This is a genomic window from Streptomyces sp. NBC_00250, from assembly GCF_036192275.1.
Lineage (GTDB): Bacteria > Actinomycetota > Actinomycetes > Streptomycetales > Streptomycetaceae > Streptomyces.
The window spans coordinates 7,408,510-7,429,761 of the sequence record NZ_CP108088.1; the positions used below are offsets into that span (position 1 = coordinate 7,408,510).

Here is a 21,252-nt window from a genome sequence, read left to right on the forward strand (position 1 = left end):
GAGGAGGGGGACACCGGCAGGACCTGCGGTGTCCCCCTCGTCATGAGCAGACCTGGACTCCCCGCATGTACAAGTTCTTCTTCGACCTCGTCTTCAAGCGCATGGACCCCGAGAAGGCCCACTACCTGGCCTTCCGCTGGATCCGCCTCGCCGCCCGCGTCCCCGTCCTGCGGACCTTCGTCGCCGCCGTCCTCGCCCCCCGGTACAAGGAGCTGCGCACCGAGGCCCTCGGCCTGCGGATGCACGGCCCCTTCGGGCTCGCCGCCGGCTTCGACAAGAACGCCGTCGCCATCGACGGCATGTCGATGCTCGGCTTCGACCACGTCGAGATCGGTACGGTCACCGGCGAGGCACAGCCCGGCAACCCCAAGAAGCGCCTCTTCCGGCTGATCCCGGACCGCGCCCTGATCAACCGCATGGGCTTCAACAACGAGGGCTCCGCCGCCGTCGCCGCCCGCCTCCACGCGCGCGTACCGGTCTTCAAGACCGTCGTCGGCGTCAACATCGGCAAGACCAAGGTCGTCCCCGAGGCCGAGGCCGCCGCCGACTACGTGAAGTCCACCGAGCGCCTCGCGGCGCACGCCGACTACCTCGTCGTGAACGTCTCCTCGCCCAACACCCCCGGCCTGCGCAACCTCCAGGCCACCGAGTCCCTGCGCCCGCTCCTGACGGCCGTACGGGAAGCCGCCGACCGCACCGTCACCGACCGCCGGGTCCCGCTCCTGGTCAAGATCGCCCCCGACCTGGCCGACGAGGACGTCGACGCGGTCGCCGACCTGGCCCTGGAGCTCGGCCTCGACGGCATCATCGCCACCAACACCACCATCGCGCGCGAGGGCCTGGGCCTGAAGTCCGACCCCGCGCTGATCAAGGAGACCGGCGGCCTGTCCGGCGCGCCCGTCAAGGAGCGCTCCCTCGCGGTCCTCAGGCGCCTCCACGCGCGCGTGGGCGACCGACTGGTCCTCGTGGGCGTCGGCGGCATCGAGAACGCCGAGGACGCCTGGCAGCGCATCCTCGCCGGCGCCACCCTGATCCAGGGCTACAGCGCCTTCATCTACGAGGGCCCGTTCTACGCCCGCGCGATCCACAAGGGCCTCGCCGCGCGCCTCGCGGCCTCCCCGTACGCCACCCTCGCCGAGGCCGTCGGCGCCGACTCCCGAAAGGCCGCCAAGTGACTCTCTCCTTCGGTACCCGGCTGCGCTCCGCCATGGACGAGCGGGGCCCGCTCTGCGTCGGCATCGACCCGCACGCCGCCCTGCTCGACTCCTGGGGCCTGACCGACGACATCGCCGGTCTGGAGCGGTTCACCTTCACCGTCGTCGAGGCGCTCGCGGACACCGTGGCCGTCTTCAAGCCCCAGTCCGCCTTCTTCGAGCGCTTCGGCTCGCGCGGCATCGCCGTCCTGGAGCGCGCCGTCGCCGATCTGCGCGCGGCGGGCGGCCTGGTCGTGATGGACGCCAAGCGCGGCGACATCGGCTCGACCATGGCCGCGTACGCCGAGACCTACCTGCGCAAGGACTCCCCGCTCTTCTCCGACGCGCTCACGGTCTCCCCGTACCTCGGCTACGGCTCCCTGAAGCCGGCCGTCGACCTGGCACGCGAATCCGGCGCCGGTCTCTTCGTGCTGGCCCTCACCTCCAACCCGGAGGGCGCCGAGGTCCAGCGGGCCGTCCGTGAGGACGGCCGCACCATCGGCGCGACCATGCTGGCCCACCTCGCCGCGGAGAACGCGGGGGAGACCCCGATGGGCTCCTTCGGCGCGGTCGTCGGTGCCACCCTCGGCGACCTTTCCTCGTTCGACCTGGACATCAACGGTCCCCTCCTCGCCCCCGGCATCGGCGCCCAGGGAGCCACCCCGGCCGACCTCCCGGCCGTCTTCGGCGCCGCGGTCGGCAACGTCGTCCCGAACGTCAGCCGCGGGGTCCTGCGGAACGGCCCGGACGCGGCCGCCCTGCGGGACTCGGCTCACCGGTACGCGGACGAGATCCGCGCGGCCGTCGGCGGGTAAGGGGCGCCACGGAGCTCCACGGTCTCTCCGCAGGTCGGAGCGGATCGACCCCGGATTCCGAGCTGTTTCGGCCCGGTGGGACGACTCGTCCCGCCGGGCCGTCTCACTCCTTGACGAAAACTTGGCTCAAAACCGGGTCGTTTTGCCGGAAAAGTCCCGGTCGGTCGATGCTGACCAGGACTTTTCCGCTGTTCTCGCTGACTGGAGCGGCCTCGGCCGCTAGTCTCCGGGGCAGAGCAGGCGTTCAACGACCACTCCGTTGAGCGTTGCTCCACTGGTGTGGGGCGCAGGGTTCCTCACCGGTCCGTATCCGACAGATCGACATCCGAGGTGACGTAGGCGTGGCTCTTCCGCCCCTTACCCCTGAACAGCGCGCAGCCGCGCTCGAAAAGGCCGCCGCGGCTCGCCGGGAGCGGGCCGAGGTCAAGAATCGACTCAAGCACTCCGGCGCATCCCTCCACGAGGTCATCAAGACCGGCCAGGAGAACGACGTCATCGGCAAGATGAAGGTCTCCGCGCTGCTCGAGTCCCTCCCCGGCGTGGGCAAGGTCCGCGCCAAGCAGATCATGGAGCGCCTCGGCATCTCCGAGAGCCGCCGGGTTCGCGGTCTCGGTTCCAACCAGATCGCCTCCCTGGAGCGCGAGTTCGGCAGCACCGGCGCCTGATCCGGCGACCGGTCCGGCTTCGGATCCGGGACTCGCGTCCCGGGCACACCGTCAAAGCTGGAATAATCGCTGCATGGCAGCAGAGGTACGTCCGCGGCTGACCGTGCTCTCCGGCCCCTCAGGGGTCGGCAAGAGCACGGTCGTCGCTCATATGCGCAAGGTCCACCCCGAGGTCTGGCTCTCGGTGTCGGCGACGACACGGAAGCCCCGCCCCGGCGAGAAGCACGGCGTCCACTACTTCTTCGTGACGGACGACGAGTTCGACAAGCTGATCGCCAACGGTGAGCTCCTCGAATGGGCCGAGTTCGCGGGCAACCGTTACGGCACCCCGCGCCGCGCGGTCCTCGACCGCCTCGACGCGGGAGAGCCCGTACTCCTGGAGATCGACCTCCAGGGCGCCCGTCAGGTGAAGGACTCGATGTCCGAGTCCCAGCTGGTCTTCCTGGCTCCGCCGAGCTGGGAGGAGCTGGTCCGCCGGCTCACCGGCCGCGGCACCGAGTCGCCCGAGGTCATCGAGCGCCGTCTCGCCGCCGCGAAGATCGAACTGGCCGCCGAGTCGGAGTTCGACACCACCCTCGTCAACACCTCCGTCGAGGACGTGGCACGCGAGCTGCTAACGTTGATGCTGTTGACTTCTGGGGAATGATCCACTGATCCCCGGACACCCAACGGCTGTCTGATCTTTTTTCCATTCTTCGGAAGGTAGAGCGTGTCCTCTTCCATCACTGCGCCCGAGGGCATCATCAACCCGCCGATCGACGAGCTGCTCGAGGCCACGGACTCGAAGTACAGCCTCGTGATCTACGCGGCCAAGCGCGCGCGTCAGATCAACGCGTACTACTCCCAGCTCGGCGAGGGCCTGCTGGAGTACGTGGGTCCGCTGGTCGACACCCACGTCCACGAGAAGCCGCTCTCGATCGCCCTGCGCGAGATCAACGCGGGTCTGCTGACGTCCGAGGCCATCGAGGGCCCGGCTACGTAAGCACGTAACGTTCGTCACCACAGGCCCGGCGGAACATCCGCCGGGCCTGTGGTGTCTCATGGAGTCGTACGCATCCGAGTGCGGGGAGCAGCAGTGGGCGCAGCAGCCAAGCCGAAGGTCGTTCTGGGGGTCAGCGGCGGTATCGCCGCCTACAAGGCGTGCGAGCTGCTGCGCAGGCTCACCGAGTCCGGACACGACGTCCGTGTCGTTCCCACCGACTCCGCCCTCCACTTCGTCGGCGCGGCCACCTGGTCCGCGCTCTCCGGCCATCCCGTCTCGACCGAGGTCTGGGAGAGCGTCCACGAGGTGCCGCACGTCCGGATCGGCCAGGCCGCCCACCTCGTCGTCGTCGCCCCCGCCACCGCCGACATGCTCGCCAAGGCCGCCCACGGCCTGGCCGACGACCTGCTCACCAACACGCTGCTCACCGCGCGCTGTCCCGTCGTCTTCGCCCCCGCCATGCACACCGAGATGTGGGAGCACCCGGCCACCCAGGAGAACGTGGCGACCCTGCGCCGCCGCGGCGCCGTCGTCATCGAACCGGCCGTCGGTCGCCTCACCGGCGTCGACACCGGCAAGGGCCGACTGCCCGACCCGGCGGAGATCTTCGAGATCTGCCGGCGCGTCCTCGCCCGCGGTACCGCCGCCCCCGACCTCGCCGGACGGCACGTCGTGGTCAGCGCCGGCGGCACCCGCGAGCCCCTCGACCCCGTCCGCTACCTGGGCAACCGCTCCTCGGGCAAGCAGGGCTACGCCCTCGCGCGGGCCGCCGCCGCCCGCGGCGCCAGGGTCACCCTCGTCGAGGCCAACACCGGCATCCCCGACCCGGCCGGCGTCGACGTCGTCCACGTCGGCACCGCCGTCCAGCTCCGTGAGGCCGTGCTCAAGGCCGTCGCCGACGCCGACGCGGTGGTCATGGCGGCCGCCGTCGCCGACTTCCGACCGGCCGTCTACGCCACGGGGAAGATCAAGAAGAAGGACGACGGCGGAGCCCCCACCGTCGAGCTCGTCCGCAACCCCGACGTCCTCGCCGAGATCTCGGCCGACCGCGCCCTGCCGGGCCAGGTCGTGGTCGGCTTCGCCGCCGAGACCGACGACGTCCTCGCCAACGGCCGGGAGAAGCTCCGCCGCAAGGGCTGCGACCTCCTCGTCGTGAACGAGGTGGGGGAGCGCAAGACCTTCGGTTCCGAGGAGAACGAGGCCGTCGTGCTCGCGTCGGACGGCGCCGAGACTCCCGTACCGTACGGTCCGAAGGAAGCGCTCGCCGAGACGGTCTGGGACCTGGTCCTGCCGCGGCTGCGCGCCACGACCTGACGCATGTGGCGCGTTTCCGGCCTTCGGTGATCCGGCTGCGCGGCGGCTGATTTTCGGCGTTCCACGACTTCCCGGTGGAGGCGAAACGCCGAGTCGCGAGTGATTTACGCCCCACCGGGGCGGGCGCCTCCGCCTTGCCGGAGGCCGATTTCGCGCGCCCACGCGTATTCGCCAGGCGAGACACCTGGTCCATAGCGCGACCACGACCGATAGACTGTTCGTGGAACGTCGCGGGGCGCAGCCCCCTGCCGGTCCGCGTCACGAGTAGCCAGCAGCCGCTGCAACCCCAGGGAGCGTTGTGTCCCGTCGTCTGTTCACCTCGGAGTCCGTCACCGAGGGACACCCCGACAAGATCGCTGACCAGATCAGCGACACCATCCTCGACGCACTGCTGCGAGAGGACCCCACCTCGCGCGTCGCCGTCGAGACGCTGATCACCACCGGCCTGGTGCACGTCGCCGGTGAGGTCACCACCAAGGCGTGGGCGGACATCCCGACCCTCGTCCGGAACAAGATCCTCGAGATCGGCTACGACTCCTCGAAGAAGGGCTTCGACGGCGCCTCCTGCGGCGTGTCGGTGTCCATCGGATCCCAGTCCCCGGACATCGCCCAGGGCGTGGACACCGCGTACGAGAAGCGGGTCGAGGGCGACGAGGACGAGCTGGACAAGCAGGGCGCCGGCGACCAGGGCCTGATGTTCGGCTACGCGTCGGACGAGACCCCCGAGCTGATGCCGCTGCCGATCCACATCGCGCACCGGCTCTCCCGCCGGCTGACCGAGGTCCGCAAGAACGGCACCATCCCGTACCTGCGCCCCGACGGCAAGACCCAGGTCACCATCGAGTACGACGGCGACAAGGCCGTCCGCCTCGACACGGTCGTCGTCTCCTCGCAGCACGCCTCCGACATCGACCTCGAGTCGCTGCTCGCGCCCGACATCCGCGAGTTCGTCGTCGAGCACGTGCTCAAGCAGCTCGTCGAGGACGGCATCAAGCTCGACACCGACGGCTACCGCCTCCTGGTGAACCCGACCGGCCGCTTCGAGATCGGCGGCCCGATGGGCGACGCCGGCCTCACCGGCCGCAAGATCATCATCGACACCTACGGCGGCATGGCCCGCCACGGTGGCGGCGCCTTCTCCGGCAAGGACCCGTCCAAGGTCGACCGCTCGGCCGCCTACGCCATGCGCTGGGTCGCCAAGAACGTCGTCGCCGCCGGCCTCGCCGCGCGCTGCGAGGTCCAGGTCGCCTACGCGATCGGCAAGGCCGAGCCCGTCGGTCTCTTCGTCGAGACCTTCGGCACCAACACCGTCGAGAACGAGAAGATCGAGAACGCCATCGCCGAGGTCTTCGACCTCCGCCCGGCCGCGATCATCCGCGACCTCGACCTGCTCCGCCCGATCTACTCCCAGACCGCCGCCTACGGCCACTTCGGCCGCGAGCTGCCGGACTTCACCTGGGAGCGCACGGACCGCGTCGACGCCCTGAAGAAGGCCGCCGGCCTGTAGTCCCAGGCTGTAGGTGACCGAAGCCCGGTACCCCGTGGGGGTGCCGGGCTTCGGCCGTGCCCGGTTGTCGGTGGCGTCTGGTAGGTATGGGGCTGTGAGCAGCGAGAACGAGAGGCCCGACAAGGCCGAGGAGCCCGAGCAGCTCGCCCTCATCCGGGAGACCGTCCGGAAGGCGAAGGTGCCGCGGGCCAAGCCGCGGACCTGGCGGGGGGCCGCGCTGGCCAAGGAGCTGCCCGTCGCACGGGTCGTCGTGAACAAGGGCTCGCTCCATCTCGACCAGTTCTTCGACTACGCGGTCCCCGAGGAGCTGGACGAGGCGGCACGACCCGGGGTGCGGGTCCGGGTGCGGTTCGGCGCGGGGGCGCACCAGGTCAAGAACGGGCGCCGGGAGGGCGGACGGCTCATCGACGGCTTCCTCGTCGAGCGGCTGGCCACCTCGGACTACTCGGGGCCACTGGCCGCGCTCGCCGACGTCGTCTCACCGGAGCCGGTCCTCGGCCCCGAGCTGCTGGGGCTCGCCCGTGCCGTCGCCGACCGGTACGCGGGAAGCCTCGCGGACGTGCTCCAGCTCGCCGTGCCGCCGCGCAGCGCCCGCGCCGAGGGACGACCCTCCCCGGAGCCGCTGCCGCCACCGGCCGCGCCGGAGCCGGGTACCTGGACGCGGTACGAGCGGGGGCCCGGGTTCCTGGACTCCCTCGCACGCGGCGGGGCGCCCAGGGCCGTGTGGAACGCGCTGCCGGGACCGTTCTGGGCCGAGGAGATCGCCCGCGCCGTGGGCGCCACCCTGGCCTCCGGCCGGGGCGCGCTCGTCGTCGTACCGGACGGTCGTGCGGCGGGGCGGGTCGACGCGGCCCTGACCGCGGTCCTGGGGGAGGGGCGGCACGCGCTGCTCACCGCCGAGGCGGGCCCCGAGAAGCGGTACGCGCAGTGGCTCGCCGTGCGGCGCGGCGCGGTGCGGGCCGTGGTCGGCACCCGGGCCGCGATGTTCGCCCCCGTCCGGGACCTCGGGCTCGTCGTCATCTGGGACGACGGCGACGGCAGCCACAGCGAACTGCACGCCCCGCAGCCCCACGCGCGCGACGTGCTGCTGCTCCGCGCCGCCCACGACCGGTGCGCCTTCCTCCTCGGCAGCACCAGCTGCACCGTCGAGGCCGCCCAGCTCGTCGAGTCCGGCTGGGCCAAGCCGCTGAGCGCCGGACGCGAACAGATCCGCAAGGCGGCCCCGCTGATCCGGACCGTCGGCGACGGCGAACTGGCCCGCGACGAGGCCGCGCGCGCGGCCCGGCTGCCCTCGCTGGCCTGGCAGACCGTACGCGAAGGACTCAAGACCGGGCCCGTGCTCGTCCAGGTGCCCCGCCGGGGCTACGTACCCCGGCTGGCCTGCGAGCGGTGCCGGACGCCCGCCCGCTGCCGCCACTGCGCAGGTCCCCTGGAGGCCCCCGAACAGCGGGAACTGCACTGTGCCTGGTGCGGGCGCGGCGCCGCCGACTGGCACTGCGTGGAGTGCGGCTCGACCAGGCTGCGCGCCCAGGTCGTCGGCGCGCGGCGGACGGCGGAGGAACTCGGCCGGGCGTTCCCGGCGGTGCCGGTGAGGACCTCGGGACGTGACCACGTCCTGGACACCGTGCCCGGGCGCCCCGCGCTCGTCGTCTCCACCCCCGGCGCCGAACCCGTCGCCGAGGGCGGCTACGCGGCCGCGCTGCTCCTCGACGGCTGGGCCATGCTCGGCCGGCCCGATCTGCGCGCAGGTGAGGAGGCCCTGCGCCGCTGGATCGACGCGGCCTCGCTCGTCCGCGGCCAGCCCGAGGGCGGCACCGTCGTCGTGGTCGCCGAGCCGACGCTCCGGCCGGTCCAGGCGCTCGTCCGCTGGGACCCGGTCGGGCACGCCCAGCGCGAGTTGGCCGAGCGGGCCGAACTGGGCTTCCCGCCGGTCTCCCGGATGGCGGCGGTGACGGGTCTCCCGGAGGCCGTCGAAGGCTTCCTCGCGACGGCCGGGCTGCCCACCGACGCCGAGGTGCTCGGCCCGGTGCCGCTGCCGGTGGTCCGCCCCGGCGGGCCGCGCAGGCCCGGCGACCCGCCGCCGGGCGAGCAGTGGGACCGCGCCCTGGTCCGGGTCCCGCCGGGCAGCGGCGCGGCCCTGGCGGCGGCCCTCAAGCAGGCCCGCGCGGCCCGACTCGCACGGGGCGGCGGCGACTCCGTGCGGATCCGGGTGGACCCGCCGGACATCGGCTGACGAGCGGCGCTCGGCGCGGTGGGGGGCGGCCGACGTGGGCGACCCGGGTGGGGCCGCGTGCGCGACTCGGGTGGTCCCGCGTGCGCGACTGGGGTGCGCAGGCAGGCGGGCGTGGACCCGGCACACGGGACGGCCGTCCGTCCCCGGTGGGGGCGGACGGCCGTGGGGCGCTCGCGGGTCAGCCGTTGCGCGGGCCGGGGAAGGCCGACGTCCGCGGCTCCTCGCGGAGCGACGCGCTGCCCGAGGTCGGCTGAGGAGGCATCGAGCGGGCCGCGGGCACCGAGGGGAGCGTGCGGGTCGCCGTCGGCTCCACCATCGGTTCCTGGTCGAGGCCGACGCCCGGCTGGGGCGCCCGCCGGGCACCGTAACGGCGGTGGACGGCCTGCTTGGTGACTCCGAGCGCGGAGCCCACCGCGTCCCAGGAGAACCCGAGCGAGCGGTCGAAGTCGACCGCGGCGGTCACCAGGGTCTCGACACTGTCCCGCAGCTCCTGGGCGAGACGGACGGTGGGGGCGGGGGCCCGCCCGTAGACGACGAAGCCCGTGGACGGGCCGGAGCGGCGAGGGCGGTAGACATTGCCCAGCTGGGCCGTGAGCGTGCGCAGTGCGTCCACCTGCCGCCGGACCCGCTCGATGTCCCGCACCAGAAGGTGCAGACTCGCCCGAGCCTGGGCGTCGTGGGTTGCGTGGTCGGCCATGTGAAAGCCTCTCGAACCGGCATGTAAGGGGAAGGGCCGCAGGGGGGAACGGCGACCCGATTCGGTCAATCTCTCTTGACCAACGCGCCACCCGGAGTTGGGTCACGCATCGGGGGCGTACACGCATATGCGCGGGGCGCTCGTCCTTCCGTACGCCCCCTCCGTACGGGGCACCTAGACTGGTGCGCTGCCCGTAAAGCCCCCGGACAGACAGGCAGTCGCCACCCATGAAGCTCGTCTTCGCAGGCACCCCCGAGGTCGCCGTACCCGCCCTGGACGCCCTGCTCGCCTCCGGCCGGCACGAGGTGGCCGCCGTCGTCACCCGGCCGGACGCCCCGGCGGGTCGCGGCCGGCGGCTCGTCGCCAGCCCGGTGGCCCAGCGGGCCGAAGAGGCCGGGATCGAGGTCCTGAAGCCCAACCGGCCCCGCGACGAGGACTTCCTCGCCCGGCTGCGCGAGATCGCCCCGGACTGCTGCCCGGTCGTCGCGTACGGCGCGCTGCTGCCCAAGGTCGCCCTCGACATCCCCTCCCGGGGCTGGGTCAACCTGCACTTCTCGCTGCTGCCGGCCTGGCGGGGCGCGGCGCCGGTGCAGCACTCGCTGATGGCGGGCGACCAGGTGACGGGCGCCTCCACCTTCCTGATCGAGGAAGGCCTCGACTCGGGCCCGGTCTACGGCGTCGTCACCGAGGACATCCGGCCGACCGACACCAGCGGCGATCTGCTCACCCGCCTCGCGTTCGCGGGCGCCGGGCTGCTCTCCGCCACCATGGACGGCATCGAGGACGGCACGCTCAAGGCCGTCCCGCAGCCCATCGAGGGCCTCACCCTCGCCCCGAAGATCCAGGTCGAGGACGCCCAGGTCGACTTCGCGGCCCCCGCCCTCCGGGTGGACCGCGTGGTCCGCGGCTGCACCCCGGCCCCCGGCGCCTGGACGCTCTTCCGCGGCGAGCGCCTCAAGCTGATCCAGGTCACCCCGCTGCCCGACCGCACCGACCTGGCCCCGGGCGAGCTCGCGGCGGGCAAGAACAACGTGTACGTGGGCACCGGCTCGTACGCCGTCGAACTCGTCTGGGTCCAGCCGCAGGGCAAGAAGCCGATGAAGGCCGCCGACTGGGCCCGCGGCGTGCGCATCGCGCCCGGCGAGCTCCTCGGCGCCTAGGGGGCGTCTACGCGGCCGTCACGGGCCCGGGAGCGGGTGGGGGCGCGGCGGACGTAGGCTTGGGGGGTTCGACCTCTTTCATTTCGTCACGCGGAGCACCTTTGAGCGAGCAGGCAAGTCGCCGTCCCCACAAGCCCTACCGGCGGCCCCAGAAGGACCCCGTCCGGATGCTCGCCTTCGAGGCCCTGAGGGCGGTGGACGAGCGGGACGCCTACGCGAACCTGGTGCTGCCGCCGCTGCTGCGGAAGGCCCGTGAGGGCGGGAACTTCGACGCCCGGGACGCGGCGCTCGCGACCGAGCTGGTGTACGGGACGCTGCGTCGCCAGGGCACGTACGACGCGATCATCTCCGCCTGCATCGACCGGCCCCTGCGCGAGGTCGACCCGCCCGTGCTCGACGTGCTCGCGCTCGGCGCGCACCAGCTGCTCGGCACCCGGATCCCCACCCACGCCGCCGTCTCCGCCAGCGTCGAGCTGGCGCGGGTGGTGCTCGGTGACGGGCGGGCCAAGTTCGTGAACGCCGTGCTGCGGAAGATCTCGGCCCAGGACCTCGACGCCTGGGTGGCGCAGGTCGCCCCGCCGTACGACAAGGACCCCGAGGACCACCTCGCCGTCGTCCACTCGCACCCCCGCTGGGTCGTCTCGGCGCTCTGGGACTCCCTCGGCGGCGGCCGCGCCGGGATCGAGGACCTCCTGGAGGCCGACAACGAGCGCCCCGAGGTCACCCTCGTCGCCCGCCCCGGCCGCTCCACCACGGAGGAGCTCGCCGCGGCCACCGAGAGCCTGCCGGGCCGCTGGTCGCCGTACGCCGTCCGGATGGCCGAGGGCGGCGAGCCCGGTGCCATCGAGGCGGTGAAGGAGAGCCGGGCGGGCGTCCAGGACGAGGGCAGTCAGCTCGTGGCGATCGCCCTGGCCAACGCCCCGCTCGACGGCCCCGACGCCCGCTGGCTCGACGGCTGTGCGGGCCCCGGCGGCAAGGCCGCGCTCCTCGCCGCCCTCGCCGCCGAACGGGGCGCCGCCCTGCTCGCCTCCGAGAAGCAGCCGCACCGCGCCCGTCTCGTCGAACGCGCCCTCGCCGGCAACCCGGGCCCGTACCAGGTCATCGCCGCCGACGGCACCCGCCCGCCGTGGCGCCCCGGCTCCTTCGACCGGGTCCTCATGGACGTGCCGTGCTCGGGCCTCGGCGCCCTGCGCCGCCGCCCCGAGGCCCGCTGGCGTCGCCGCCCCGAGGACCTGGACGGCTTCGCCCCGCTCCAGCGCGCCCTCCTCACGGAGGCGCTGAGCGCCGTCCGCGTCGGCGGTGTCGTGGGGTACGCGACCTGCTCGCCGCACCTCGCCGAGACCCGGGTCGTCGTCGACGACGTACTGAAGAAGGTCGGCGGCGCCGAGCTGATCGACGCCCGTCCGCTGCTGCCGGGCGTACCGGCGATCGGCGACGGACCGGACGTCCAGCTCTGGCCGCACCTGCACGGTACGGACGCCATGTATCTGGCGCTGATCCGCCGGACCGCCTGAGCGTTCCGCCTTCGCCCCCGGACCGACCGGGGGCGCCCGGAAGCGCGGGCCGCCGGTCAGCCCCGCAGGACGTCCTCGGCGAGCGTCCCCAGCCACGCGCCGTGCGTGTACGGGACGGGCGGGTCCACCTCGAGACCCAGCAGCGCCAGCCCGTACGCGTACTCCGCCTCGTCCAGCCGCAGGGCCAGCAGCTCGTGCACCTCCCCGCACAGCCGCGCCACCAGCGACCGGTCCGTGCCCTCCAGGTAGTCGCGCAGCGCCTCCTCGTGGTCCTCGAACTCCTCGCCGAAGTCCTGCGAGAACCAGCCGCCGAGCAGCTGCCCGAGCTCGGGGAACCGGGCCTGCCACTCCCACCGGGTCCGGGGCGCCCCCGGCGGCGGCATGTCGCCCTCCGCCAGACAACGGCGCAGATGCCCGGCGACGGTCAGCAGCCACGCCTGGATCGACGGCCCGTCGAGTCCCGGGTCGGGCAGCGGGTAGACCTCCCCGAGGCGCAGCCGCAACGGCCCCGGGGGATGGCGGGCGTACTCGCGCAGCTGGCTCTCGGCGACCCCGACCGCCCAGGGGCGGGTGTGCCAGGTGTGCCGCAGGTAGGCCGTCAGGGCCTCGCTGGGCTTCTCCTCGGTGTCGTCCGCGGGCTGCCCGGCGTACGCGCGGAGCACCTGGTCCATCTCGCCGTACAGGTGGTCGTGCTGGAGGGGAGTCAGCGGCATCGGAGGCGTTCTCCTGTCACGGGAGGATCGGGAAGGTGGCGTGCACGGTGAACCCGAGCGGTGTGTCCGGGGCCCGCCTCAGCACCACCCGAGCGGCCCGCACGTCCACCGGCGGGTGGCCGGCCAGCATCGTCGCCTGGGGCAGTACCTGCCCGACCGGCTCGGGCCGGGACGGCCAGCAGGCCTCGATCGTGAGCCGCTGCCGGTCCGATCGGGTCAGCCACCGGTGCACCGCTTGTTCGTTCTGCGAGACCACCGCCTGAGTGGCCCACTGGGCGGTCTCCCGGTCGGGGTAGGTGGCGGAACGTGTCAGCAAGGGGACTGCTCCTCTCGGCCGCCGGTCCAGGTGAGGGGCCCGTGCTCCCGGCGCAGGTGGGTGGTCAGGGTGTCGGCGATCAGGGTCAGCCAGTCGGACCAGGAGTCGTGGGAGCCGGAACCGAGGCCGAGGTCGCGGGCGAAGAAGCGACGCAGGGTGTCGTCGTCCTGGAACAGGGCGAGGGCTTCGGAGCACTCGGCGACGACGGGGGGCAGCCGCCACGGACAGGTTCCGCGCCCGTGCCAGTACGCGACGTAGAGGCCGATCCGTTCGACGTCGGACAGCTCCTCGTCCTCCATGGCGATGCCGTCCTGGCCGAAGTACGCGTCGAGCATGCCGTGCAGCAGCGGGAACCGCTGAGCCAGCTCCCAGGCGGTCGGGACGGCGGCGGCGAGTTTCGGGTTCATGCCGACTTGCCACTCGTCGACGTATGCGGCGATGTCCAGGAACACCGCCGGCTCCCCGCCGGCACCGGACCGGGCGGCCAGCTCCCGCAGGTCGTCGGGGATCCTTGACGTCGTCGCCTCGCCCTCGGCGAGTGCGTCCGCCAGGGCCCGTACCTCAGCGGCGGCTTCGTACACCGTCGGGCCACCGCGCTCGGACCGGTCCCACAGGACCCGCAACGGAGCCTGGAGCGCGGCCTCCCGCGGCGCCGGATCGACGGGCACGCCCCGGGTGGCGCGGGAGAAGAACGGAGCGAGCAGGGTGCGCGCGGCCGCGTAGCGGAAGTGGTTCTGATGCACGGGCGGTTTCCTGACGGTGCTAGGGCGTTTCCGGGAAGGCGGTGACGACGATGAACGGTGGCTGCCGCCCGTCATCGGTGAACTGGAGACGGACCTTCACATTGTGTACGGGTACGGGCTGGGCGTTGGGGCCGGTCACGGTGACACCCGTGACGGCCGGAGAGAAGTCGACGTTGAACACGAGGTCGCCGTTCTCGTCGTTCAGGATCTTGTGTGCTATCTGGGCCGTCTCCCGGTCGATGGCTGCCTGAACGTAGTGCTGCGCGGTGGCGAGATCGTAGAAGGTGGAGGCGCGAGGAGGGGTCGGGCTGGCGTCTCGCATGCGCCGCTGCAGCTCCTCCGGGGTCAGCCCCACGTGCCGGTCGATGGCATGCGCGGTCTGGTTGCCGACCTTCATGTCCTCCTGGTTCGCCAGGTCGATGGGGTACCGGTGGTTCGTCTTCAGGTCCCCGGGGACCGTCCAGTTGTGCGTGGTTTCGTAGCCCTCGATGGTGCGCGCGCCGACGGTCTGGGCGCGGGCTTCCTCGGCCTGGTAGCTGGGGACGCTCCTCCGGGCCTCGTCCAGTACGGGTCTGAGGGCGTTCAGCTGATCGGCGAGCTGGTGGGTGTTGTTGTTGTACCTGTCCACGCCCCCGTTGAGCTTGGCTTCGTCCAGGTTGTCGAGGAACTGCTTGGCGAGTCCCGCCGGCCCGCCGAGCAGCAGTGAGCCGACGTCCTTGAGGAAGTCCTTGACACTGTCCAGCTCCATGCACTCCTTGGCCGCATGGAGGTACTCCTTCTCGATCACGTCGCGGACGTCTTCCACCTCCTTGGTGAACAGCTGGAGGATGTCGGCGATCTTCCATGCGATGTCGATCAGAATCTGGAGTACGGGCCTCCGGCCCTGGTGCACCGGCAGGGGGTGCTTCCAGTCGTAGCCGTGAGCGACCGGGCTGTTGGCACCCTTGCCCCAGGACGCGGTCCCCCACAGGCTCGCGGTGAACTGATGCATGGCCGACTGCCATTCCACGGCCGCCGCGTCCGGGTTCCGCAGGTAGCCGATCGCGTCGTCCAGGTTCTTGCCGGACTCCTTGGCGTCGTCCGAGATCTTCCGCCAGGCGTCCCTGACCTTGGGCAGTTCGAGATCGTCGCCGCCCGGGGTGATCTGGCCGACCTTCCCGTGATTGAGGGCCTTGTCCATCGCCTCGCGGATCAGCCCCTGGACGGCGTTGCCGATCTGCCCGAGGACGTTGTTGATGATCCGCTCGGCGAAGTTGCCGCCCCCGCCCCCGGCCCGCCAGCCGAGATACGCCGCCTTCCCGTACGTGGGCGGGGTCCGGATGACGTCCGGAACGGGCTTCAGGCTGGTCGGGGTGCCCAGGGCCGGGTTGGAGGCGTACTCCGCCTTGACGTAGTTGTTCGCCGTGATGGTCAGGCCGGCCGAGACCCCGCCGACCGCGGCCACCGCGGCGGCCCACACCTCCAGGTAGCGGCCCGAGACGTCCTCGTAGGCCTTCGCGAACGCCTCCGGACCCGAGCCGACCCCGCACACGCGCTCGTGGCCGTCCAGGGTGCTGAGAAGTCTCTGCGGGGCCTGGTGGAACCCGGTCTGGTGGTTCCGTATGAGGTACGACGTGTACCAGACGTGCGTCGGGTCGACATCGAAGCCGCCGGCGAACCCTCCCGGGTCCACGGAGGGCTTGAGGTCCTGGACCTGCTTGTTCGGGTCGGGCGGCGGCTGGCCCTGGGAGATGTCCTTGCCCTGGGGGTCGTACAGCTTGCCCGGGGAGGGGGACGGGACCGCGGGCACGTTCGGCTGGCCGTTCCCGTTCCCGCTTCCTCCGACGGGCGGCGGCGGCATGGCCATCAGGCGGCACCCCAGCCGCGCAGCACCGCCTGGTGGGCGGCCGAGTAGTTGGCGTGGGCCGTGGTGACCGAGGCGTGCAGCCAGGCCTGCCTGCCCTTGAGGTCGGCCATCTCGGCGCTCCACCCGTCCAGGGTGAGCACGAAGGCCTCGCGGGCCTCGCCCTGCCAGCCGAGCACGACCCGTTCCGTGCGCTCGTACAGCAGGCTCAGCTCTTCGTTCAGCTTTCTGAGGATCTCCTCCAGCTCCCCGGACATCGCCTGTAACGCGGTGATGTCCACGGCTATGTGCTCGTCGCCCGCCACGTCCGTTCCTCCCCTACAGGTCTTCGATACGGCTGCGCGGCACGGCCCCGGACTCGGCGGGCGGAGCGCCCGGCGGCGGCGCCTGGAGGGCGTTCGCCTCCCGCGCCACGTCGACCTGGCTCTGGGCCTTCCGCAGCCGGGACAGCCCCTCCAGCTCCTGCTCGCTGAACCCGTCCCGGCTGAGCCGGACCGCCTCCTCAAGGAGGCGCAGCTGCTCCCGGATGCGTACGGCGTCCTGCGCGGCCTCCGTGTGCAGGACGCGATAGGCGTCCCCGGTGGCGCCACGCCAGCGCGCCTGGATCCGGTCCACGATCCCGTCCATCCGCTGCACCTGGATGTTCAGGTGACGCTGCATGGCGTCGAGATCGTCGGCGAGTCTGGTCAGCCCGTCGTCCTCGGGCACGCGTAGATCAGGGTTGTGCACCGTCATGCCGGTCTCCCCGCCCCTCGGTCGCACGACGCCGCGTCGCGCGCTGCAACCTACAATTCGCCTTTAGGGAAAGGAAGTTGATAAGCAGTCAGGTGAGATCGACGCGGTGGCGCAAAGCCGCCGGGCCGGCGTTCGCCGAGGCCGGGGCGGGTGCACCGCGCTCGATCGGGGCGGTTCGGCGGTTCGGTGGCCTGGCGGTCCGGCGGTCCGGCGGTCCGGCGAGCCCGACGCGGTCGGAGCGACCGACGAGACCGGGTCGGGCCCCGGGTGATCCGCGAGGGCGTGACGCGGCCGAAGCCGTAGCCGGGTGGTCACGGTCGGCGGCGGAGGGTCGAGGCAGGGGCGACCGGGCCCGACCCTTCGATCACCTGACCGCAATATCCCGGTCTGCGCCGGTCCCGGTCTCGTCGCTTCGTACCGAAAATGGTCTGGACCGCAACCGAAACCGCTCGGCGGCAAAGAAGTACCCAAGAACGTGGGAGGCTTGCCTCATGGCGCAGATCAACCCCAGCATCCTGTCCGCGGACTTCGCCCGGCTCGCCGATGAGGCCAAGGCCGTCGACGGTGCCGACTGGCTGCACGTCGACGTGATGGACAACCACTTCGTGCCCAACCTGACCCTGGGTGTGCCGATCGTGGAGTCGCTCGCCCGCGCGACCGACACCCCCCTCGACTGCCACCTGATGATCGAGGACCCCGACCGCTGGGCGCCCCAGTACGTCGAGGCGGGCGCCGGTTCGGTGACCTTCCACGTCGAGGCGGCCGCCGCGCCCGTGCGACTCGCGCGGGAGATCCGGGCCAAGGGTGCGCGTGCCTCGATGGCGCTCAAGCCGGCCACGCCGATCGAGCCGTACGAGGATCTCCTCCCCGAGCTCGACATGCTGCTGATCATGACCGTCGAGCCCGGCTTCGGCGGGCAGGCCTTCCTCGACATCATGCTGCCCAAGATCCGCCGCACTCGTGAGCTGATCTCCAAGCACGGTCTGGAGCTGTGGCTCCAGGTCGACGGCGGGGTCGCCGAGTCCACGATCGAGCGGTGTGCCGAGGCCGGCGCCGACGTCTTCGTGGCGGGTTCCGCGGTCTACGGCGCGGCCGACCCGGCCGCCGCCGTCGCCTCGCTGCGAGCCCGCGCCGACGCCGTGACCGCCACCGCCCCGTGGGCATGTGGCCACTGAGCCTCCGGCTGATGAACGCGGTCCGTCGGGCCGCCGACAGGACTGATCAAGGCTCGCCGGATCTGACAGGATGGACGGCGAGTCCAGAGTGTGAACGACAGCGGTACGCGAACAGCGGTACATGAACGTCGTACGTGAACAGCGGTACGTGAACAGCAGTGAGGAGATCGCGGTGGCGGGTATGTCGGCGGGACGATCAGCCCTGCGGATGGGCCCCGCGGAGCTGGTGCAGGCGGCGGCCATGGCCCGCCGCTTCTACCTCGAGGGCAAGTCCAAGATCCAGATCGCCGAGGAGTTCGGCGTGAGCCGCTTCAAGGTGGCCCGGGTCCTGGAGACCGCCCTGGAGCGCGATCTCGTACGGATCGAGATCCGCGTACCGGCCGAGCTGGACGCCGAGCGCTCCGACGCGCTCCGCGCCCGCTACGGGCTCCGCCACGCCGTCGTCGTCGAGTCCCCGGCGGAGGGCGAGGACGAGTCGCCCGACCCCGAGAACCTCGGCGAGGTGGCGGCCGACCTGCTCGGCGAACTGGTCACCGAAGGGGACGTCCTGGGCCTGGCCTGGGGACGCTCCACCATCCACATGGCCGCGGCCCTCGACCGGCTGCCCCCGTGCACGGTCGTCCAGCTCACCGGGGTGTACGACGCCGGGACCGCCGAGCGGGGCTCCGTCGAGGCGGTACGTCGCGCCGCCCAGGTCTCCGGCGGCGAGGCGCACCCGATCTACGCGCCCATGCTGCTGCCCGACCCGGCGACGGCGGCCGCGCTGCGCAGCCAGACCGGTATCGCGCGGGCCTTCGAGTACTTCGACAAGGTGACCGTCGCCTGCGTCTCCATCGGCTCCTGGGAGCCGGGCATCTCCACCGTCCACGACATGCTCTCGGACGAGGAGCGCGCCCACTACGCCTCGCTCGGCGTCGCCGCCGAGATGTCCGCGCACCTCTTCGACGCCGAGGGGCGCCGGGTCGGCCGCGACCTGGGCGAGCGCTGCATCACCGTCGAGGCGGACCGGCTGCGCCGGATCCCCGAGGTCGTGGCCATCGCGGGCGGCCAGCGCAAGGCGGCGGCGATCGGTGCGGTGCTCCGCTCCGGGCTCGTCACCAGCCTCGTCACCGACCGCGCGGCGGCGGACTACCTGCTCACCGAGTCCAGCCCGGGCACGCACCCGGCGCTCGACCGGACGGACCCCGACGGCAGCTGAGAACCACCGTCGTCGACCCGGGCGATCCAGGGGCCGGAGCCATCCCGTAACGGTATGTTCGGGACATGTTGCTCCGGCCCCTGCGCGTGCTCCTCGCGCTCGTCCTGTGCGTCTTCCTGGCCGGGTGCTCCTCGGCGAGCGGCGGGGCCGCCCCCGCCGCCCCCGCTCGCACCACCGGCACCGCCGAGTCCGCCGGGCCCACCGGAACCTCGGGACTGCCCACCGTACGGGCCGCCGACCTGCCGCCCGAGGCGCGGAGGACACTCGACCTCATCGCGCGCGGCGGGCCCTACCCGTACGCCAAGGACGGCACCGTCTTCTCGAACTTCGAGCGGATCCTGCCCCGCGAGGAACGCGGCTACTACCGCGAGTACACGGTGAAGACCCCCGGAGAACGCGATCGCGGGGCACGCCGGATCGTCACCGGGCGGAGCGGCGAGATCTACTGGACCGACGACCACTACGACAGCTTCCGGGAGGTGATCACGGATGAGGATTGACGATGCCGTCGTCCTCGATCTGGCCGGCGTCACGGACAAGGCCGCCCTCATGGACCGGTGTGCCACCGCCCTCGCCCTGCCCGACTGGTTCGGCCGGAACTGGGACGCCCTCGCCGACTGCCTCACCGATCTGCCCGAGCCGGTCACCCTCGTCGTCACCGGCTGGCGGGAGTACGCCAGGACGCGCCCCCGCGAGTGGGGGACCGCCCAGGACGTCTTCGCCACGGCCGTCGACGAGCGCCCCACCCGCCTCACGGTCCTCCTCTCCCTCGGGGAGGCATTCGGAGGATCCGACGAAAGCCCTGCCGCAAGCCTCGGATGAATCGCCCGGGGCTGGTATTCGTACTGGCGTGGGACAATGAACTACGTGCTTTTTCCCCTGGCTGAAATGCCTAGGGGCCGATCCGAACGACTGGGATGTCAGCACGTGCGTTTCCTCAATGACGTCAAGCCGCCCTACGACCTGACGTACGACGATGTGTTCATGGTGCCGAGCCGCTCGGCCGTGGGTTCCCGCCAGGCGGTGGACCTCTCCTCGCCGGACGGGACCGGGACCACGATCCCGCTGGTCGTGGCCAACATGACCGCCATCGCCGGCCGCCGCATGGCCGAGACCGTCGCCCGCCGTGGCGGACTGGTCGTCATTCCGCAGGACATCCCGATCGAGGTCGTCACCGACGTCATCTCGTGGGTCAAGAGCCGTCACCACGTGCTCGACACGCCGATCGTCCTGGCCCCCCACCAGACCGTCGCCGACGCGCTCTCGCTGCTGCCCAAGCGGGCGCACGACGCCGCCGTCGTCGTCGACGAGGACCGCCGTCCCGTCGGTGTCGTCACCGACGCCGACCTGGCCGGGGTGGACCGCTTCACGCAGCTCTCCGAGGTCATGTCGAAGGACCTGCTGCTCCTCGACGCCGACATCGAGCCGCGCGACGCGTTCAACACGCTCGACCACGCCAACCGCCGCTACGCCCCGGCCGTGGACAAGGACGGCCGCCTGGCCGGCATCCTGACCCGCAAGGGCGCCCTCCGCGCGACCCTGTACACCCCGGCCACCGACGCGAACGGCAAGCTGCGCATCGCCGCCGCCGTCGGCGTCAACGGCGACTTCGTGGGCAAGGCCAAGCAGCTGCTCGACGCGGGCGTCGACACGCTCGTCATCGACACGGCGCACGGCCACCAGGAGTCGATGATCGCCGCGATCAAGGCCGTGCGCGCCCTTGACCCGCAGGTGCCGATCGTCGCCGGCAACATCGTCGCCGCCGAGGGTGTGCGCGACCTCATCGAGGCCGGCGCGGACATCATCAAGGTCGGCGTGGGCCCCGGCGCCATGTGCACCACCCGCATGATGACCGGTGTCGGCCGCCCGCAGTTCTCCGCCGTCCTGGAGTGCGCCGCCGAGGCCAAGAAGTACGGCAAGAACGTCTGGGCCGACGGTGGCGTCCGGCACCCGCGCGATGTCGCCATGGCGCTCGCCGCGGGCGCGTCCAACGTCATGATCGGTTCCTGGTTCGCCGGGACGTACGAGTCCCCGGGCGACCTCCAGCACACCGCCGACGGGCGTCCGTACAAGGAGTCCTTCGGCATGGCCTCGGCCCGCGCCGTGCAGAACCGCACGAGCGAGGAGTCGGCGTACGACCGTGCCCGCAAGGGTCTCTTCGAGGAGGGCATCTCCACCTCGCGCATGTTCCTCGACCCGGCCCGCCCGGGCGTCGAGGACCTGATCGACTCGATCATCGCGGGCGTCCGCTCCTCCTGCACCTACGCCGGTGCCGGCTCGCTCGCCGAGTTCGAGGAGAAGGCCGTGATCGGCATCCAGTCCGCCGCCGGCTACGCCGAGGGCAAGCCGCTGCACGCCAGCTGGAGCTAGTCCCGTCACATCGTGACAGGAGCGGGCCCCCGGGAAATTCCTTCCCGGGGGCCCGCTGTCGTCCCGTACGGTCGCCGCA

At 72.1% G+C, this 21,252-nt stretch carries 22 protein-coding genes; 15 read left to right on the forward strand and 7 right to left on the reverse strand.

The annotated features are described in order from the left end of the window. Nucleotides 1–65 precede the first annotated feature (65 nt). From OG259_RS33615 to OG259_RS33650, 8 genes are all read left to right on the forward strand, one after another. Complete coding sequence (locus tag OG259_RS33615) at nt 66–1,175, forward strand: quinone-dependent dihydroorotate dehydrogenase (protein WP_328945656.1); 1,110 nt, start codon at nt 66–68, stop codon at nt 1,173–1,175. Then, nucleotides 1,172–2,008: an orotidine-5'-phosphate decarboxylase gene (gene pyrF, locus OG259_RS33620; RefSeq protein WP_328945657.1), complete on the forward strand. Its 837-nt coding sequence runs from the start codon at nt 1,172–1,174 to the stop codon at nt 2,006–2,008. The genes OG259_RS33615 and pyrF overlap by 4 nt, the downstream gene beginning before the upstream one ends. Nucleotides 2,009–2,349: 341 nt before the next feature. After that, nucleotides 2,350–2,673: an integration host factor gene (locus OG259_RS33625; RefSeq protein ID WP_030204477.1), complete on the forward strand. Its 324-nt coding sequence runs from the start codon at nt 2,350–2,352 to the stop codon at nt 2,671–2,673. A 73-nt stretch (nt 2,674–2,746) separates the two neighbouring features. Continuing rightward, nucleotides 2,747–3,319 (forward strand): guanylate kinase, encoded by a 573-nt coding sequence (gmk, locus tag OG259_RS33630; protein WP_328945658.1) that lies wholly within the window; start codon nt 2,747–2,749, stop codon nt 3,317–3,319. A 63-nt stretch (nt 3,320–3,382) separates the two neighbouring features. Continuing rightward, nucleotides 3,383–3,655: a DNA-directed RNA polymerase subunit omega gene (rpoZ, locus tag OG259_RS33635; RefSeq protein WP_030316319.1), complete on the forward strand. Its 273-nt coding sequence runs from the start codon at nt 3,383–3,385 to the stop codon at nt 3,653–3,655. A gap of 93 nt (nt 3,656–3,748) precedes the next feature. After that, a complete protein-coding gene (gene coaBC / locus OG259_RS33640; protein WP_328945659.1) occupies nt 3,749–4,969 on the forward strand; it encodes a bifunctional phosphopantothenoylcysteine decarboxylase/phosphopantothenate--cysteine ligase CoaBC in 1,221 nt (406 codons plus the stop codon). Between the two features lie 298 nt (nt 4,970–5,267). Beyond that, nucleotides 5,268–6,476 carry a methionine adenosyltransferase gene (metK, locus tag OG259_RS33645; RefSeq protein ID WP_328945660.1) on the forward strand — a complete coding sequence of 403 codons (1,209 nt, stop codon included), beginning with the start codon at nt 5,268–5,270 and terminating at the stop codon, nt 6,474–6,476. 94 nt (nt 6,477–6,570) lie between these two features. Beyond that, nucleotides 6,571–8,709 carry a primosomal protein N' gene (locus OG259_RS33650; RefSeq protein WP_328945661.1) on the forward strand — a complete coding sequence of 713 codons (2,139 nt, stop codon included), beginning with the start codon at nt 6,571–6,573 and terminating at the stop codon, nt 8,707–8,709. A gap of 178 nt (nt 8,710–8,887) precedes the next feature. On the opposite strand, the gene OG259_RS33655 is transcribed toward OG259_RS33650, so the two are convergent. Continuing rightward, complete coding sequence (locus tag OG259_RS33655) at nt 8,888–9,406, reverse strand: hypothetical protein (protein ID WP_328945662.1); 519 nt, start codon at nt 9,404–9,406, stop codon at nt 8,888–8,890. Between the two features lie 227 nt (nt 9,407–9,633). Between OG259_RS33655 and fmt the strand changes: the two genes are divergently transcribed. Both fmt and OG259_RS33665 read left to right on the forward strand, forming a co-directional pair. Further along, entirely contained in the window at nt 9,634–10,566 is a 933-nt protein-coding gene (fmt, locus tag OG259_RS33660) for a methionyl-tRNA formyltransferase (protein WP_328945663.1), read from the forward strand. Nucleotides 10,567–10,667: 101 nt separating this feature from the next. Continuing rightward, nucleotides 10,668–12,080, forward strand: coding sequence for an RsmB/NOP family class I SAM-dependent RNA methyltransferase (locus OG259_RS33665; protein ID WP_328945664.1), 1,413 nt, complete (start codon nt 10,668–10,670; stop codon nt 12,078–12,080). A 56-nt stretch (nt 12,081–12,136) separates the two neighbouring features. Here OG259_RS33665 and OG259_RS33670 read toward each other — a convergent pair whose 3' ends face one another. From OG259_RS33670 to OG259_RS33695, 6 genes are read right to left on the reverse strand one after another with little or no spacing between them, the layout of a single operon-like run. Continuing rightward, nucleotides 12,137–12,793, reverse strand: a complete 657-nt coding sequence (locus tag OG259_RS33670) for a contact-dependent growth inhibition system immunity protein (protein WP_328945665.1) — start codon at nt 12,791–12,793, stop codon at nt 12,137–12,139. Nucleotides 12,794–12,809: 16 nt separating this feature from the next. Continuing rightward, nucleotides 12,810–13,109: an RNase A-like domain-containing protein gene (locus OG259_RS33675; RefSeq protein WP_266889595.1), complete on the reverse strand. Its 300-nt coding sequence runs from the start codon at nt 13,107–13,109 to the stop codon at nt 12,810–12,812. Continuing rightward, nucleotides 13,103–13,852, reverse strand: coding sequence for a hypothetical protein (locus OG259_RS33680; protein WP_328945666.1), 750 nt, complete (start codon nt 13,850–13,852; stop codon nt 13,103–13,105). Before OG259_RS33680 ends, OG259_RS33675 begins: the two co-directional genes overlap by 7 nt. Before the next feature lie 19 nt (nt 13,853–13,871). After that, nucleotides 13,872–15,698, reverse strand: coding sequence for an RNase A-like domain-containing protein (locus OG259_RS33685; protein ID WP_328945667.1), 1,827 nt, complete (start codon nt 15,696–15,698; stop codon nt 13,872–13,874). Continuing rightward, nucleotides 15,698–16,000, reverse strand: a complete 303-nt coding sequence (locus OG259_RS33690) for a WXG100 family type VII secretion target (protein ID WP_328945668.1) — start codon at nt 15,998–16,000, stop codon at nt 15,698–15,700. Before OG259_RS33690 ends, OG259_RS33685 begins: the two co-directional genes overlap by 1 nt. 13 nt (nt 16,001–16,013) lie before the next feature. Then, the gene (locus tag OG259_RS33695) at nt 16,014–16,430 is read right to left on the reverse strand and encodes a WXG100 family type VII secretion target (protein ID WP_328945669.1); all 417 of its coding nucleotides are present in this window, start codon (nt 16,428–16,430) and stop codon (nt 16,014–16,016) included. 491 nt (nt 16,431–16,921) lie between these two features. Here OG259_RS33695 and rpe point away from each other — a divergent pair, with 491 nt between their 5' ends. The 5 genes from rpe to OG259_RS33720 all read left to right on the forward strand — a co-directional run bounded on the left by rpe (nt 16,922) and on the right by OG259_RS33720 (nt 21,173). Continuing rightward, nucleotides 16,922–17,605: a ribulose-phosphate 3-epimerase gene (rpe, locus tag OG259_RS33700; protein ID WP_266889584.1), complete on the forward strand. Its 684-nt coding sequence runs from the start codon at nt 16,922–16,924 to the stop codon at nt 17,603–17,605. 181 nt (nt 17,606–17,786) lie between these two features. Beyond that, a complete protein-coding gene (locus tag OG259_RS33705; RefSeq protein WP_041662133.1) occupies nt 17,787–18,803 on the forward strand; it encodes a sugar-binding transcriptional regulator in 1,017 nt (338 codons plus the stop codon). Nucleotides 18,804–18,868: 65 nt separating this feature from the next. Further along, a complete protein-coding gene (locus OG259_RS33710; RefSeq protein WP_328945670.1) occupies nt 18,869–19,303 on the forward strand; it encodes a ribonuclease domain-containing protein in 435 nt (144 codons plus the stop codon). Next, the gene (locus OG259_RS33715) at nt 19,293–19,625 is read left to right on the forward strand and encodes a barstar family protein (RefSeq protein ID WP_328945671.1); all 333 of its coding nucleotides are present in this window, start codon (nt 19,293–19,295) and stop codon (nt 19,623–19,625) included. The genes OG259_RS33710 and OG259_RS33715 overlap by 11 nt, the downstream gene beginning before the upstream one ends. 105 nt (nt 19,626–19,730) lie before the next feature. Beyond that, a complete protein-coding gene (locus tag OG259_RS33720; RefSeq protein ID WP_328945672.1) occupies nt 19,731–21,173 on the forward strand; it encodes a GuaB1 family IMP dehydrogenase-related protein in 1,443 nt (480 codons plus the stop codon). Nucleotides 21,174–21,252 lie beyond the last annotated feature (79 nt).